This window comes from Bacillus sp. 22-7 (assembly GCF_010628845.1).
GTDB classification, from domain to species: Bacteria; Bacillota; Bacilli; order Bacillales; family Cytobacillaceae; genus Cytobacillus; species Cytobacillus firmus_B.
The window spans coordinates 176,806-193,465 of the sequence record NZ_NJQY01000007.1 but is presented as its reverse complement, the minus strand read 5'-3'; the positions used below and the strand labels follow the sequence as shown (position 1 = coordinate 193,465).

Below are 16,660 nucleotides of genomic sequence, written 5' to 3'. Positions count from 1 at the left end.
ACGTTTTAAATAACTTTCGTCCATAACAATTTTTATTCATCTAGAGATAAACCCTTATGTTTTGAGTTAGGTAAACAAAAAACTTTAGGAAAGAAGGGAAATGGGATGAAGAAATGGATCATCATGCTATTAACCGTTGTATTAGGTGTGATTGGCCTATCAGGCTGCAGTGATAATAATGCAGCATCCGGCGGAGGAAAAGATGGCAAGGTTGAGATTACGTATGGATTCTGGGATAAAAAGCAGGTTCCTGCGATTGAAGAAATTATAAAGTTATTTAATGAAAAATATCCGGACATTCAAGTGAAGACAGAAATCACACCTTATGGCCAATACTTTCAAAAGCTTGAAACAGCGGCAACGGGCGGTGCTTTGCCAGATGTTTTATGGATGAATGGAGCACACGTTGTTCAGTATGCAGAAGGGAAGGTCATTCTTCCATTAAGTGAAATGGCGGAGAAGGACAACTATAGCCTAGAAAATTATCCGGAATCATTGATTGATCTGTACACGGTAGATGGAGATATTTATGGGATTCCAAAAGATTACGATACAACTGGGCTATGGTATAACAAGAAAATCTTTGATGAAGCCGGAGTATCCTACCCGGATGAAACATGGGATTGGGAAAAATTGAAGGAAGCTGCGAAACAGCTGACTGACAAAGAAAAAGGAATTTGGGGCTATGCGGCATTAATGGGCAATCAAGGCGGATATTATGATTTCATCTGGCAAAATGGCGGTTATATCATTTCTGAGGATGGCAAATCCGCAGGGTTCGACAAACCTGAAGCAATCGAGGCATTAAAATACAATGTCAGCTTTATTAAAGAAGGACTCTCTCCAACTCAAGCGCAGATGACCGAAACGGCTGCTTCTGAATTATTCTCATCTGGAAAGATAGCGATGATGTTTGATGGTCCTTGGATGGTTCCTGAATATAAGAAAAATCCCGATTTAGATGTAGCGGTAGTTCCACAAGGGAAAAAGCGTGCCGTTTCTATTCACGGGCTTTCCAATGTAATATCTTCGAATACAAAACATAAAGAAGAAGCTTGGAAGTTTGTTCAATTCCTTGGTTCAAAAGAAGCAGCAGAAGTCTTTGCCAAAACGGGAACCGTCATTCCGGCATTTAATGGTACTCAGGATGCATGGAAAGAATCAGTCCCTAATTTAAACCTTCAGGCATTTATTGATGGAGCCAAATATTCAGTTCCTTTGCCAAGTGTGGAAAACACAGGGGAAATCTGGCAGTACGAAACAGATGTACTTAAAAAGGCCTGGAGTGAGGAAATAAGTATTGAAGAAGCAGCAGAAGAGCTGACAAAGAAAGCAAAGGAGGCATTGTCCAAGTAATTACTAATTGAAGAGAAGGATTTTGCTATTCTTCTCTTCCATTTATATAAGGTGGGATGACTTTGAAGGAAGTACCTCTTCAGACAGAAGTAAAATCAGCCAAAAGGATAAAAGTTTCGAGCCTCGCCAAAACAAGGAAGCGTTCAGACTATTTTTGGGCTTATCTTATGATTGCACCTACAATGCTGGGACTGTTTATTTTTTATCTCTGGCCCATTGTTCAGAATTTTTACTTTAGCTTCACCGAATGGGGTGCATTTGGACAGTATGAGTGGACAGGCTTAGACAATTATAATAGATTGCTTGAGGATGCAACTCTTCTGCAAGCATTTAAAAACACAAGCATCTATATCATTTTTACCGTGCCGATTGGAATTTTCCTGTCCATTATTGTGGCTGTTCTTTTAAATCAGAATATTAAAGGTAAATCTATTTACCGGACTTTGTATTTTTTACCAGTCATTACTATGCCAGCTGCCATTGCGATGGTCTGGAAATGGCTGTATAACGCAGACTACGGGATGTTTAATTATTTATTATCCTTGGTCGGAATTGAAGGGCCGCAGTGGGTAAGTGATCCTAAAATTGCTTTATATTCGATTATTGCGGTAGCGATTTGGAGCGGTATTGGCTACAATATGGTCATTTTCCTTTCAGGGCTGCAAGGCATTCCAAAGATGTATTACGAGGCAGCAGAAATAGATGGGGCAGGTCCTGTCACTGTGTTTTTTAAAATTACACTGCCGCTGCTTTCACCAGTTATTTTCTTTGTGTCCATTATGTCACTGATTGGTGCCTTTCAAGTATTCGACTTGATTTTCATGATGATTGGAAAAAGCAGCACGGCGCTTGAAAGTACACAGTCCATTGTTTATTTGTTCTATCAGCATGCATTTGTACTAAACGATAAAGGATATGCTGCGGCTATTGCAGTTCTTTTATTAGCGGTCATTTTAATAATTACAGCCATCCAGATGGTTCTTCAGAAAAAGTGGGTTCATTATGATTAAAGGGAGTGATGCCGATGGACAGAGCACATAAGCTTATTACAAGTAGAACATTCCTTTTCCATTTCATCCTGATTATTGGGGCTGCAGCAATGGTTCTGCCTTTCTTATGGATGATCCTTACCTCGTTAAAGACGTATGCTGAATCGATTCAAGTACCCCCGGTTTTGATTCCTGAAGATTTTCAGTGGGGAAATTATAAAGAGGTATTTGGACTCCTGCCCTTTTTCAAATTTATGTACAATACCGTAATTATTACAGTTCTGCGGACAATTGGCCAATTGTTCCTATGTTCATTAGCTGCTTACGCTTTTGCCAGAATTGATTTTCCAGGGAGAAACATTCTGTTCTTGTTAGCGCTTACTGTTTTAATGGTGCCTGGGCAAGTTTTCCTATTGCCTCAATATATGATTATGGTGAAATTAGGCTGGCTCAATTCTCTGCAGGCAGTTATTGTACCCGGTTTATTCAGCGCGTTTGGCACGTTTCTATTGCGGCAGTTTTTCATGGGACTTCCTAAAGAATTGGAGGAGGCAGCCAGACTTGATGGCTGCAATCATTTCCAAATTTATTGGAAGGTGATGCTCCCCCTTGCAAAGCCGGGTCTAATTGCTCTTGGGATCTTTACTACACTCTGGAGCTGGAATGAATTAATGTGGCCGATGATTGTCAATAGTTCTCCTGAGTCTATGACTCTATCAGTGGGATTATCCTCACTTCAGGGGCAGTTTTTGACCAATTACCCAATTCTAATGGCTGGATCTTTCTTAGCCATCCTGCCAATGCTGATATTGTTTATCTTCCTGCAGAAGCAGTTTATTGAAGGGATTGCTGTTACGGGAGGGAAATAAGGGAGCACATTAGCTATTAGATCTATTAAACCTATTAAACCTATTAAACCTATTAAACCTATTAAACCTATTAAACCTAACCCTACAACCATCCTAATTTATTTAGAATGGGTTTTGGAAATATTTAAATAAAATGTGCTTATGGTTAATAGGACAGTTTGCATAATCTGTGAAATTAATCACTGTAAAAATATAACATACAAAAAAAATTTGTCGGAAAAGAGTAAAGAAAAAATAGGGTTGTTGGGTTGACACGTTAACAGGTAATGATATAATTTAATTAAATTTTCTAACATTAGGTTTCCTAAAGCATAAACACGGAGGAATTTAGTTAAATGAAACATTTGCAGCATGATAGTATTATCCCGCTTTATCATCAACTTAAAGAGATTTTAAGGGAATCGGTTGACAATGGCAACTGGAATACAGGAGATAAAGTTCCTTCTGAGAATCAATTAATGGATGAGTATGGAGTAAGCAGGAATACAGTCAAAAAAGCGATCGAAGAACTTGTTCAGGATGGGGTTTTGTACAGAATTCAAGGTAAAGGCACGTTTGTATCAAAGCCAAAGTTTCAGCAGCCTCTAATGGGTTTTTATAGTTTTAGCAAAGTGCTTAAAGAACATGGAATGAATCCAAAAGATATTATTCTAGATATTCGTGAAGTCAAGCCCACTGCAAAAATTAAAGAAGGGCTGCAAATGATAGGTGATGAATGTGTCATTGAATTAAAGCGGTTGAGATGTGCGAATAATGAACCCATAATACTTGAATCATCCTTTTTTACGAAAAAAACTGTCCCAGATATGGCCAAATTAAATGAAATTGGTCCAGTTTCGTTATATGATTTGCTCGAACAGCAATTCAATGTTGTCATCACACGTGCCAAAGAAGCCTTTGAGCCTGTTTTAATCCGTGCAGATGAAAGCGAGCATCTTCAGACCAAGGAAGGTCTCCCGGCTTTATTACTGGAAAGGACAGCATTTGATAAAGAGGGAAACCCTGTTGAGTTTTGCCGATCTATTGTACGTGGGGATCGCTGCCGTTTTTATACAGAACTAACATAACTGATTTTAATGACTCATAGTTCCAAGGCTATGAGTTAAATATTCTTTCAACTTGTACCAACAACCCGACTACCCATTGACTGTTAATAATGAATAATAAAAATAACCGAGAAGATTATATAGAAAGGAGAAGGAATAATGACAGCATTAGTAGCCGACATAGGCGGTACAAAAATTGCTTCTGCCTTGGTTTCTAATAAAGAAAAATCTTTAAAACATCGAATGCAGGCTGATAGTGTATCACTTGATGAAAATGCATTATTTGATTGTATACTTGCCTTGTTTTTTCAAATAATGGAAGCCGAAAAACTAAAACCTGAAGAAATCAGGTTAATTGGATTGGGGATTCCAGGCAAGGTGGACTCGGTAAATGGTCTTGCTGTTTATCAAAATAATCTTCCGTGGAGGAATTTTCCACTTAAAAACAAAATCAAAAAATACTTTCCTAATGCAAAAATAGCGATGGATAACGATGTTTACATGGCAGCTTATGGCGAATGGATTGAATGGAAGATGGAAAAGGAAACCTTTGCATATGTAACGGTTAGCACTGGTATTTCCGCATGTCTTTTATCAGAAGGCAAGTTTCTGCGCGGAGCTGGAATTGCTGGCGAAATCGGTTTGACTCTTTTAGAGAATGGTGATGATCTCATAAGTTTAGAGAATCTTGCCTCCGGAACTGCTATTAGGGAAAGTGCGAAGAAATTATTAAATCCGCAATTAACCTCAGCTGGTGTTATGGATCTTTATTATCGGAAAGACCCTATGGCAGAGAAAATAATTCAAAGAGCTGCAAAGTGCATAGCAAGAGGATTACATCAAATTTTTACTTTAATTGATCCTCATTTAGTGGTGATGGGTGGAGGCGTTATTATTAACCAGCCTGAATTCTTAACTCTTATTAAGCAGGAACTAAAACACATGGTGCAAAATCCGCTTCAAAAAGGGATTGAGGAAAGGATTCAGTTAAGCAAGTTGAAAGGTGATGCTGGATTATTCGGATGTCTTTATACAGCTGAGAGTCAAAGGCTGGAAAAGAATCCATCATAACAAAGTAGATAACTAGAACGGAGTGAAAAACCATGAGTTTTGTGAAAAGTTTAAATGATGAAGAAATAAAAGGGGCTAAACACACTGTAAAAGAGATTTATCAACAACCAGATCTTTGGCTTCAGACAGTTGGAATTATTGAAAAACAAAAAGTGGAAATTGAGGATTTTATCAGCGAAAAGATTCATTCCAACAAGGCACGGATTATTTTTACTGGAGCAGGGACATCTGCATATGTAGGGGATACTTTATCGCCTGTATTGCGAAAAGAACTCCCTAATCAAATTGACTCAATCTCGACTACCGATATTGTTACCAATCCCTTAAATTATTTTAAGAATGAAGTTCCTACCTTGCTTGTCTCCTTTGCTAGAAGCGGAAATAGTCCTGAATCAGTTGCCACATACTTTTTAGCTAAGAAACTGATTAACAATATAAGCCAAATTATCATCACATGCAATCCTGAAGGACAGCTTGCAAAAGAAGCTGGAAAAGATGAGAATACCTTGGTCCTTCTAATGCCAGAAGAATCAAATGACCAGGGCTTTGCAATGACCAGCTCTTTTAGCTGTATGTACATATCCGCTCTTCTGACTTTCCAATTGGATCGATTGGAAGAGTTTAAGAGAAAAATAGAAGTAGTTTCTGAGAATGCAAAAAGAATATTAACCCAGCAATATAAAACGGTTAAGAATCTTGTCAGCCTCAATAAGAAAAGGGTTGTGTATCTTGGTTCGTCAACATTAAAAGGGTTGTCACAGGAGGCAAGTTTAAAGCATCTTGAACTTACATCCGGAAAAATACCAACTTTTCATGAATCGGTTCTTGGATTTAGACATGGTCCCAAGTCACTGGTTGATGACGAAACGCTGATATTTGTTTTCCTATCCAATGATCCTTATACAAGGAAATACGAGATTGATTTATTAAAAGAGTTAAAGAATGACGGAGGCGGTAAAACAGTTGTGGCTGCTGCAAATACAAATGATAAAGAAATCGAAGAAATATGCGACTGTGCTTTTATTATTCCTCAGCAGGAAAATATTCGCCTAGATGATCATCTGGTTGCTTTGAATTACTTAGTTATCGGTCAGTTATTTGCTTTGTTTAACTCCATCCACCTGGGTGTGACACCTGATAACCCTAGCCCAACCGGAATGGTTAATAGGGTAGTTAAAGGAGTTAACATATATAACTTTTAAAAAAACAGGGGGAATACAAAGTGCCAAACATTTTATTGACTCGAATTGATAACCGTCTTGTCCATGGTCAGGTAGGTGTTACCTGGGTTAATCACCTTGGGGCTAACCTAATTGTTGTAGCCAATGATGAGGTTGCTGAAGATGAAGTACAGCAAGACTTAATGGAAATGGTAGTCCCTGAAGCAATCGGTGTCCGTTTTTTCTCGATCCAGACAACTGCAGACATTATTCATGAAGCATCTGAAGATCAAAATATCTTCTTAGTTTCTAAAACTCCTCAGGATGTTCTGAGGCTGGTTGAAGGAGGTGTTCCGATCGACAAAGTGAATATTGGAAATATGCACTATTCTGAAGGGAAGACACAAATTTACTCGACCGTTTCTATTGATGATGCTGACAAAGAAGCATTCCGCAAACTAAAAGAACATGGTGTGAAACTCGAAGTGCGCCGTGTTCCTGATGAAAGGCCAGATGACATTTATAAATTCCTTTAAGGGAAAGGATGGTGTGAAGGATGGATCAGGAAATATTGCTTCAGGCATTGTTGATTGCCATTTGGGCAGGTATTGCCGGCATCGATTTGTTTAACGGTTTGTTTCACATTCACCGCCCCATTGTAACTGGAGTCATTGTTGGGTTAATTCTAGGCGATTTGCCTACTGGTGTGATGACCGGGGCTGCAATTGAATTAGTATGGGCAGGAATGGTACCGCTTGCAGGAGCTCAGCCTCCAAACGTTGTAATCGGCGGAATAATTGGTACAGCATTTGCGATTTTAACTGGGCAGGAGCCTCAGGTTGCAATAGGAGTTGCCGTTCCATTTGCCGTTGCAGTCCAGGCTTGTATCACATTAATGTTTACGGCCTTTTCACCTGTCATGCATAAAGCTGACAAATATGCCGAAGAAGCAAATACAAAAGGAATCGACAGGATTAATTACCTTGGAATAGCAACACTATTCGTTTTCTATTTTGTGGTTGCATTCCTTCCAATCTACTTTGGAGCTGATGCAGCCAAGAGTGTAGTCGAATCACTTCCTGCCTGGATCATTGCAGGTCTCGGTACAGCTGGCGGTATGATGGCAGCCATTGGGTTTGCCATGCTGCTGAAAATTATGCTGAAGAAACAGTATATTGCCTATTTTATAGTTGGATTCATCCTTGTTACTTATTTACAAATGCCGATTATTGCTGTCGCGCTAATCGGTCTGGCAATTGCTATGTATGATTTTTATAAAACATCTGGCGGCCAGGGAGCTGCTATGAGGGGGGCGAGAGGCCGTGGCATCTGAAAATGCAGCGATTGAACCGGAAATTTCTGTTCAGGCAAACAATCCTGAGTTTTATGAAGATTCTTCAGCCGAACAGTTAATTACAAAAAAAGACCTCAACAAAATGGTCTGGCGCTCACTATTGCTTCAGGCATCTTTCAACTATGAAAGAATGCAGGCAGCAGGCTGGCTATACTCTATTCTTCCAGGGCTAAAGAAGGTTCACAAAAATAAGCATGACCTTAGTGAATCAATGAAAAGCCATATGGAATTCTTTAATACCCATCCTTTTCTAGTAAACATCATTATGGGAATTGTCCTCGCAATGGAGGAAAGAAAACAAAACCGGAATACCATACGTGCTATCCGGGTTGCCATGATGGGTCCCCTGGGTGGTATCGGGGATGCCTTGTTTTGGTTAACACTTCTGCCTATTTGTGTTGGTATAGGTGCTTCGCTCGGAGCAGATGGCAATCCAATAGGTGCACTTGTGTTCCTTATTATATTCAATGTCGTCCATTTTGGACTGCGCTTCGGTCTTATGCGATATGGCTATAACGCTGGAACCAATGCCATCAGCTCATTAAAAGAAAACACCAAGAAAGTGTCTCATGCTGCCTCTATCGTTGGCTTGACAGTGGTAGGCGGGCTTATTGCCTCATTTGTGCAGTTAAAGGCAAATCTGGTCATTCATGCAGGCAAAGCTGAAATTGCCCTGCAGGAAGATTTGCTGGATAAGATCATGCCAAACATGCTGCCGTTAGGCTATACCTTATTAATGTATTACTTGCTAAAAAGAGGCTTGTCCCCTGTTATTTTAATTCTGATTACAGTTGTTATTGGCATTATTGGCAAGATACCATTCCCATTCGGCACCATTCTTTAAACGGGAGTGAGGAGGAAAAATAATGAACGGTTTAATTGTTTCAGGGCATGGTTCCTTTGCTGCAGGTCTTCACTCTTCAGTGAAGTTGATTGCAGGGGAACAGCCACGTATAGAGTATGTTGATTTCTTAGAATCAGAATCTACATCAGATCTTGAAGTAAAGATGAAAGCAGCATTGGCAAACTTAAAGTGCTGCAATGGGGTACTCGTTCTGTGCGACCTTGTGGGAGGTTCGCCCTTTAAAACGGCTGTTTCTCTAACAAACGACAAACAGGATACTGCTGTTATTGGCGGAGCAAATCTGGCAATGGTTATGGAAACCGCCATTATTAAAGACAATGTCTCCATAGACGAACTAAAAGAAATAGCCATCACTTCAGGAAAAGAAGCGATAAAATGTTTCCAGAAATCAGGGCGTCAAAAGAAAGACGGGGCAGGTATTTAATGGAGGCTATTTTTGCAGACACAATTTATACCCCTAACCGCCGAATACATTCGGGATATGTTGTTTATGAGAATGGACTAATCAAGGATCTGACGGATGAGAAACCAGACTGTCAGATACATGATTTCTCGGGATTTGCTGTTATCCCTGGGCTCATTGATATTCATATACATGGAATTTCAGGGAAAGACACAATGGATGCAACACCGGAAGCTTTGCAGGAAATTTCCTTATCTCTTGCAAGGCATGGTGTGACTTCTTTTTTGCCCACAACCCTAACGGACGATTTTGAGAAAGTAAAAGCTGCCGTTAGAGAGATTGGCAGACAAATTGGAAATACTGCTGGAGCAGAAATCATTGGTTCCTATGTTGAAGGACCATATATAACCCCTGAGCATAGAGGGGCGCATCCTGTGAAATACATGCGGGAAATAACAATTGAAGAACTCGATGAATTGATAAAAGCTTCGCAAAATACGATAAAAATTCTAACGCTGGCACCGGAGAAGAATATGGCTATAGAGGTTATTTCATATCTGAAGGATAAAGGAATCCTTGTTTCGATGGGACATACAAATGCAGACTATGAAACTGCCAATCTGGCTATTGAATACGGAGCAAATATTTCAGTTCATACGTTCAATGGTATGCGGGGATTCAGCCACCGTGATCCGGGAAGCCTTGGAGCATTCCTGACAAATGACAAAAATTTTTGTGAGTTAATAGCTGATTTGGAACATGTACATCCTGCAGGAATTACTCTGCTTTACAAAACCAAAGGAGCAGACAAAATTCTTTTGATTAGTGACTCCATGGTTGCTGCGGATTTACCGGATGGGGAGTATAAACTTGGAAGCCAATCTGTCAGAGTAAGAGAAGGTATTGCCAGAACATTGGAGACTGGATCCCTGGCAGGCAGTACGACAAATTTAATGATCTGCATAAAAAACACCAAGGAAGTCCTTGGACTGCCGCTTGAGTGTATTTTGCCAATGGCTACAATAAATCAGGCTAAATTGCTCGGTATTGGGGAAGAAACCGGCACAATTGAAATTGGCAAGAAATTGAATGTTGCTGTAATAGATAAAGCATTCAATGTAAAAGCCACCTTTGTTAATGGAAAAGTTGTGTTTATGGAGGAGAAAAGAAAATGGGCAATAATAGAATTGTAAATACAGTAGAAATGTTCCTAAAAGCCTCGGAAGAAAAATACGCGATACCAGCGTTCAATATTCACAATCTTGAAACATTCCAGGTTGTTGTTGATACTGCTGCAGAGTTGAACTCTCCTGTAATCCTTGCAAGCACACCAGGAACAATTTCTTACTCCGGCGGTGACTATTTGGTTTCAATGGGAAGTGCTGCAGCAGAAAGATATGAAATCCCGATCGCACTCCATCTGGACCATTTTGAAAGTTTTGAAGAAATCAAGAAATATATAGATTTCGGTTTTAAGTCTGTGATGATAGATGCTTCCCATCATCCTTTCGATGAAAATGTCAAGATCGTAAAACAAGTGGTCGAGTATGCCCATGAACATGGCGTTTCTGTCGAGGCTGAATTAGGACGTCTTGGCGGAGTTGAGGACGACCTCGTCGTTGATGAAAAGGATGCAAAATTTACTAATCCGGAACAAGCTAGAGAATTTATAGAATTAACTGGGATTGACTCTTTAGCGGTTGCTATTGGTACTGCTCATGGTTTATACAAGGGAGAGCCAAAAATCGACTTCGAGAGACTGGAAGATATCCACTCTGTGGTTAATATTCCTCTCGTACTTCACGGGGCTTCCGATATCCCAGATGCGATGGTAAAGCGAACTATAAAACTTGGTATTTGCAAGGTAAACATTGCAACAGATCTTAAAATTCCATTCTCCAATGCCGTAAAACAATACTTTAATGAAAATCCTGACGCAAATGACCCTCGAAAATACATGACACCAGGCAAGGATGCCATGAAGGAAGTAGTGGTTGAAAAAATCCTGATGTGTGGCAGCAATGGAAAAGCCTAGCATTTTAACCGTTACTCTTAACCCCGCTATAGATACTGTCTATCGCCTGGAATACCTTAAGACTGGAAGCAGCACACGTACGAAAAACCCCCTCAAATCCGCAGGAGGGAAAGGACTGAATGTTACAAGGGTTTTGAGCATTCTTGGAGAACGTGTGACCGCAACCGGTTTTTTAGGCGGAAGTAACGGAACCTTTATTCGGAATGAACTGGCAAAGCTGGGTGTGCCTGATGAGTTTGTTCAGATTGCTGGTGAAACAAGGCAATGTCTGGCCTTTATTGACAGCAGAAATAACCAAACAGAAGTTCTTGAGGAAGGGCCTTTTATTTCCAACGTGGAGCAGGAAGAGTTAAGGCAGCGCTTGCGTATCTTAATACCGGAAGCTCAAATCCTAATAGTAAGTGGTTCCCTGCCCTTTGGAGTATCGTCCAGTCTCTATCAATGGATGATAAGGGAAGCTAAAAATCATGGAGTCAAAGTTCTTCTGGATACAAGCGGGGAGGCATTAGCCGAATCCTTGCTTCTTGGCCCCTATTTAATCAAACCTAATCGCGAGGAACTTGAAGGGATTCTTGGCCGCTCTTGCCAGCGAGAAGAAGAAATCTGGAACGCGATGGAGAAGATCGCTGAGAATGGCATAGAGGTTGTGATTGTTTCAGATGGTGAAAGGGGATCCCTAGTTTACTATAAAGGTGAAAAGCTGAAAGTAATAACTGCAGAAATTCGAGCAGTCAGCGCTGTGGGGTCTGGAGATTCTTTCGTTGCAGGTTTTGCCGCTGGACTTTCAAAAGGATATTCTATTAGGGATACTTTGGTCCTGGCTTCTGCTTGCGGTGCAGCAAATGCACTGGAAGAAAGGACTGGATATATAAATCTACAGAACTTGAATACGCTGATTGAACAAATCTCAATAAACTAAGCTTGGTCAGGCAGTTTATAAAATTTTTCAAAAGATCGCGGAGGTGCCGGATATTGTTAAGAAAGCGAAATAAACTGAAAAGATTTGCCTCTATATTTCTTTCATTCCTATTGGTCATATCGTTTATTCCAGTCAATGCAGCTGATGCTGAAGAAACTTCAAATACTTCTTCCATCGGCAAAGTTAGCGGGATACAAAAAGAAGGCAGTGATATTTATCTTGATTTCTCTTCTGGACAAGGAATTAAAATAAGCTTTCTGAAAGACAATGTTTTTAGGCTTCACCTGGATCCGAGCAGTGAATTTCCTGAATACCCAACACCAAACAAGCCTGACCATGTGACTAAAATCGTGGATAAAGATAAAAACGACTACCAAAAAGAATATGGAACCGTAAACGTAAAGATAAAAGAAGATTCCGATTTTTTTAGGATATATACAAAGGTATTGGAACTGAAAATTTCCAAAACGGACTCAAGAATGAGCCTGATCAATAAACATAATAACAAGGTCATCTGGAGTGAAAAGGAGCCGCTTTCTCTTGAAGCGAATAGAGCCGTACAGACGCTAAATTCCAATGATGATGAATATTTCTTTGGTGGAGGCCAGCAAAACGGCTATTACTCCCACAAAAACAACAAAATTAATATCGCCATCGGAGGCGGCTGGGATGCCGGTGCAGCATCAAGTCCTGTTCCATTTTACTTGAGCACTGAAGGATATGGAGTGATGCGAAATACGTTTAAACCAGGTGTATATGACTTTTCCAAGACGGCAACATTCTCCCATCAGGAAAATCGCTTTGACGCTTATTATTTTGTAGAAGATTCCATTCCGGAAATTATCAATGAATATACCGAGCTGACAGGAAAGGCAGCATTAATGCCAGAATATGCCTTTTATTTAGGGCATGCTGATTGTTTTAATGGCACTCATAACGGCCATAAAGATCAGAGGACCCTTCTTGGTAAAGGCTTGGATACGTTAAATCAATATGTCACAAAGGATATGCCGCTCGGATGGTTTTTGCCGAATGATGGCTATGGATGCGGATATGGAGGGCTGGATAATTTAGGAGAATTTGCAAATGAAGCAAATGCCAAGGATGTGGAAGTAGGCCTATGGACACAAAGTAATTTATATCCAGACCCGAACCTGCCTGAGGACAGCCCATTACGCAGGGATCTTGATGGTGAGGTCAAGGCAGGAGTAAGAGCTATTAAAACGGATGTTGCATGGGTTGGACAGGGCTATTCCATGGCTCTTAACGCAACACGTCAGGCTGCAGAAGGAATCGAAAAGCAAGAGAATTCAGGCGGAGCACGCCCGTTTGTGATTAGTCTTGATGGATGGGCTGGCACCCAGCGTTACGCTACCCTTTGGTCTGGTGACCAGTATGGAGGGGAGTGGGAATACATTCGCATGCATATCCCAACTTACATTGGAGCAGGCTTATCCGGCAATCCGAATGTTGGATCGGATATGGATGGCATTTTCGGAGGCGATCCGGACATCCAGACAAGAGATTTCCAATGGAAGGCTTTCTCGCCAATTCAAATTGATATGGATGGATGGGCTTCATCCGGAAGCGATTACAGCAAATCAAAAAATCCATGGAATTATGGCGAACCATATACTTCCATAAACCGCATGTATCTGAAACTAAAAGCACAGATGATGCCTTATATTTATACAATTGCAGAAGAATCAACCTCCACCTCTATGCCTTCTGTCCGGGGAATGATGCTGGAGTATCCAAAAGATTCATTTACGTATGGCACGGATACACAGTATCAGTATATGTGGGGGCCCAATTTGCTGATAGCTCCTGTCTATAATGAAAAGGATCACGCTGCAGGCGTAAGAAACGGAATTTACTTGCCGGATCCTAAACAGGTTTGGATTGATTATTTTACAGGCGAGCAATATCAAGGCGGAGCTGTTCTCAATAATTTTGATGCCCCATTGTGGAAGACGCCAGTATTCGTGAAGAATGGTGCAATCATACCAATGGCTCCTGAAAACAACTCGATTAATGAGCTGGATGGATCTGAAGCTCGAATTTTTGATGTATATCCAGCTGGAAAATCTGAATTTACTCTTTATGAGGATGACGGTAAAACAACTGAATACAAAACTGGAAAGAATACAAAAACCAAGATTTCATCTGTAGTCGCAAAGGATAAAGTAAAGATTACCGTTCACAAAGCAAAAGGAAAGGGCTACAAAGGAATGGTCAAGGAAAGAGGAACCGAATTCCTTGTAAATACACGCAAGCAGCCTGAATCTGTAAATGTAAAGGTTGGCGGCAAAAATATCAAATTGCGAAAAGCTTTAACAGAGGAAGAATACAGCCGCTCGGAAAATGTTTATTTCTACAATGAAAGCCCGGATCTTAATAAATATTCAACGGAAGACTCTGAGTTCGCCAAAACAAAGGTGACCACAGCTCCGAAGTTATTTGTAAAGATTGGGAAAACGGATATTACCAAGAATCAAGTGATGCTTACGGTAAATGGATTTAACAACACGCAAGAGAAAGAAGTAAAGGATACAGAAGTACCTGATGTGCCTTCTGGACTCGGAGCCGCAGATGAAAATATTACAGATAAAAGCATAAAACTTAACTGGAATAAAGTTGAAGGTGAAAATCTTTCCTATGACCTTAAAATTAATGGAATAGTATACAAAAATGTTTATTTGGAAAAAGAAAAAACTGAGAAGCCGTTTTTCGAGCACGAGGGTCTAAACTTTGACACAGAATACAGATATAGTATCAGGGCAGTTAATACAAAGGGTGCATCAGACTGGAGTGATGAAACAGCTGTAAAAACAAAGCTTGACCGATTCAGAAATGTTCCGAAGGATATGACAGCTAGTGCCTCAAGCAATCAGCCTGGGAGCGAAGCATCCAGAGCTGTAGACGGAGATGAGAAAACACAATGGCATACAGCTTGGGGTACAGGAAACGTTCTTCCTCATACATTTGAGATTGATATGAAGCTTGCCTATCAATTAGATAAGCTGGAGTATGTGCCTAGACCTGATGCAGGGAATGGAACAATTCTTAAATATGACCTGGATGTCAGCCTTGATGGCAAGACATATAAAAATGTTATTACCGATGGGACCTTTATTAGGAGCAATGAGACAAAGACCATTCCATTCAATGAACAGGTAACTGCACGGTATATCAAATTAACGATTAAGGATGCAGTAGGGAAATTCGGATCTGCTCAGGAATTCAGACCTTACAAAAAGGATAAAACTGAAGGAATTGTAGTAGGTGAAAACATACCTAATGGTGCCATCGACGAAGAGGACCTGCTTTTCTTTGCCAGTTATATGGGTGTGGACACCACAGATACTTCTTGGAATCAGGTGTCCAAAGTTGATATTAACTATAATGGCGTGATTGATTCTTATGATTTAATGTATGTAGCAGGACAGCTTGGAGAGACACAGCTGCAGCCAACTAATCGTCCTGTAGCTGGATTGCTGAGCATTCGGCCCGATAAGCAGCAATTAAAAGCAGGTGAAGAATTTACAGTCGAAGTTATCGGTGCGGGGCTGAAGGATATTAATGCTTTTAACCTTGAACTTGAAATTGATCCAAATAAGTATGACATCGTTAAAGAGTGTGAGGAAGAAACTGGATGCGGCGAAAGAATTGTTAATTCTACTGACACTACCAATGACATGTTGAATTTTTCTATACTAGCCGGGATTGGCAATGATAAGCAACGAATTATGGCTGCTTTTTCAAATAAAGGATCTCGAGAGACACTAGAGGGCACATCTACATTGGCCGCCATTAAGCTGAAAGCAAAGAAAGATTTGGAGTTTGATATTCCGATTACCAGATCATTGCTTGTAAATACAAGTTTTGCTACCATCGATAAAATCGGCCATGTTTTAAAGCCTGGAGAAGAGCCTGGGGAAGTCGAGCAGCCTGAAGAGCCGAAGGAACTGCTTTTGACAGCAAGGGATATCGTCGTATCTGGTGAAGCGGATAAAATGCAGGATGGAGCTGAGGCATTTCCTCGATTGATTGACGGTGAAATAAGTGAATCTTCCCTTGCTGAACTAAAGTGGAGCATCACGGAAGCCGATGGTATTTCTCTGCCATTGGAAGTTGATTTTAGCTTTAATAGTCCTACAGTACTTACGAGATTTGAGGTATTCAACAGACCGTTGTATACCAATGGAAAAATCAAAGTTCTCCGTGTAAAAGCTTATGATGAAGATGGGAATGAGTACGATTTGGGAGAAAAGGAGGTCATCTCAACAGATAAATCTGTCACCTACCATTTGTCTGAATATACTCAAATTCCAGATGGGAAAAAGCTTGCCAAAGTGAAAATTATTTTTGAAGAATCTCATAGCGGACCGCTTATGCTTTCGGTTTCAGAAGTACAATTCTGGGAGAGAAACGTCGCCAATTGAGAGCAAATATAAAAGAATTGAAGAAAGCCATGGATAGTTCCATGCCTTTTTTCGTTAGGATAATAAGAAATCAATTAATAAGTAACAACGGATTTAGATAGAGTGAGTTTTAATAGTTATCTTGACTGCCAATGACCATCATGTTACT

General features: G+C 40.3%; 14 protein-coding genes. All 14 read left to right on the top strand.

The annotated features are described in order from the left end of the window. The first annotated feature begins 105 nt into the window (after positions 1-105). Complete coding sequence (locus tag CE058_RS06900) at positions 106-1,356, top strand: ABC transporter substrate-binding protein (protein WP_163141533.1); 1,251 nt, start codon at positions 106-108, stop codon at positions 1,354-1,356. Positions 1,357-1,412: 56 nt separating this feature from the next. Continuing rightward, positions 1,413-2,366: a carbohydrate ABC transporter permease gene (locus tag CE058_RS06895; RefSeq protein ID WP_396389129.1), complete on the top strand. Its 954-nt coding sequence runs from the start codon at positions 1,413-1,415 to the stop codon at positions 2,364-2,366. Positions 2,367-2,380: 14 nt separating this feature from the next. Further along, the gene (locus CE058_RS06890; RefSeq protein WP_163141527.1) at positions 2,381-3,214 is read left to right on the top strand and encodes a carbohydrate ABC transporter permease; all 834 of its coding nucleotides are present in this window, start codon (positions 2,381-2,383) and stop codon (positions 3,212-3,214) included. A 335-nt stretch (positions 3,215-3,549) separates the two neighbouring features. Then, on the top strand, positions 3,550-4,281 hold the full coding sequence (locus CE058_RS06885) for a GntR family transcriptional regulator (RefSeq protein WP_163141524.1): 732 nt from the start codon (positions 3,550-3,552) through the stop codon (positions 4,279-4,281). Between the two features lie 138 nt (positions 4,282-4,419). Then, positions 4,420-5,331 (top strand): ROK family protein, encoded by a 912-nt coding sequence (locus CE058_RS06880; RefSeq protein ID WP_163141521.1) that lies wholly within the window; start codon positions 4,420-4,422, stop codon positions 5,329-5,331. 32 nt (positions 5,332-5,363) lie between these two features. Continuing rightward, positions 5,364-6,533, top strand: a complete 1,170-nt coding sequence (locus CE058_RS06875; protein ID WP_163141518.1) for an SIS domain-containing protein — start codon at positions 5,364-5,366, stop codon at positions 6,531-6,533. A gap of 20 nt (positions 6,534-6,553) precedes the next feature. Continuing rightward, positions 6,554-7,027: a PTS N-acetylgalactosamine transporter subunit IIB gene (gene agaV / locus CE058_RS06870; RefSeq protein WP_163141515.1), complete on the top strand. Its 474-nt coding sequence runs from the start codon at positions 6,554-6,556 to the stop codon at positions 7,025-7,027. Positions 7,028-7,047: 20 nt separating this feature from the next. Continuing rightward, on the top strand, positions 7,048-7,824 hold the full coding sequence (gene agaW, locus CE058_RS06865; RefSeq protein WP_163141513.1) for a PTS N-acetylgalactosamine transporter subunit IIC: 777 nt from the start codon (positions 7,048-7,050) through the stop codon (positions 7,822-7,824). Next, a complete protein-coding gene (locus CE058_RS06860; protein ID WP_071156505.1) occupies positions 7,814-8,689 on the top strand; it encodes a PTS system mannose/fructose/sorbose family transporter subunit IID in 876 nt (291 codons plus the stop codon). The genes agaW and CE058_RS06860 overlap by 11 nt, the downstream gene beginning before the upstream one ends. Before the next feature lie 22 nt (positions 8,690-8,711). Next, positions 8,712-9,134: a PTS galactosamine/N-acetylgalactosamine transporter subunit IIA gene (agaF, locus tag CE058_RS06855; RefSeq protein ID WP_163141510.1), complete on the top strand. Its 423-nt coding sequence runs from the start codon at positions 8,712-8,714 to the stop codon at positions 9,132-9,134. Next, the gene (gene nagA / locus CE058_RS06850) at positions 9,134-10,306 is read left to right on the top strand and encodes an N-acetylglucosamine-6-phosphate deacetylase (RefSeq protein WP_163141507.1); all 1,173 of its coding nucleotides are present in this window, start codon (positions 9,134-9,136) and stop codon (positions 10,304-10,306) included. Before agaF ends, nagA begins: the two co-directional genes overlap by 1 nt. Continuing rightward, positions 10,285-11,148, top strand: coding sequence for a tagatose bisphosphate family class II aldolase (locus tag CE058_RS06845; protein WP_163141504.1), 864 nt, complete (start codon positions 10,285-10,287; stop codon positions 11,146-11,148). The genes nagA and CE058_RS06845 overlap by 22 nt, the downstream gene beginning before the upstream one ends. After that, positions 11,135-12,067, top strand: a complete 933-nt coding sequence (pfkB, locus tag CE058_RS06840; protein ID WP_163141501.1) for a 1-phosphofructokinase — start codon at positions 11,135-11,137, stop codon at positions 12,065-12,067. Before CE058_RS06845 ends, pfkB begins: the two co-directional genes overlap by 14 nt. 53 nt (positions 12,068-12,120) lie before the next feature. After that, positions 12,121-16,512, top strand: a complete 4,392-nt coding sequence (locus tag CE058_RS06835; RefSeq protein WP_163141498.1) for a TIM-barrel domain-containing protein — start codon at positions 12,121-12,123, stop codon at positions 16,510-16,512. Positions 16,513-16,660 lie beyond the last annotated feature (148 nt).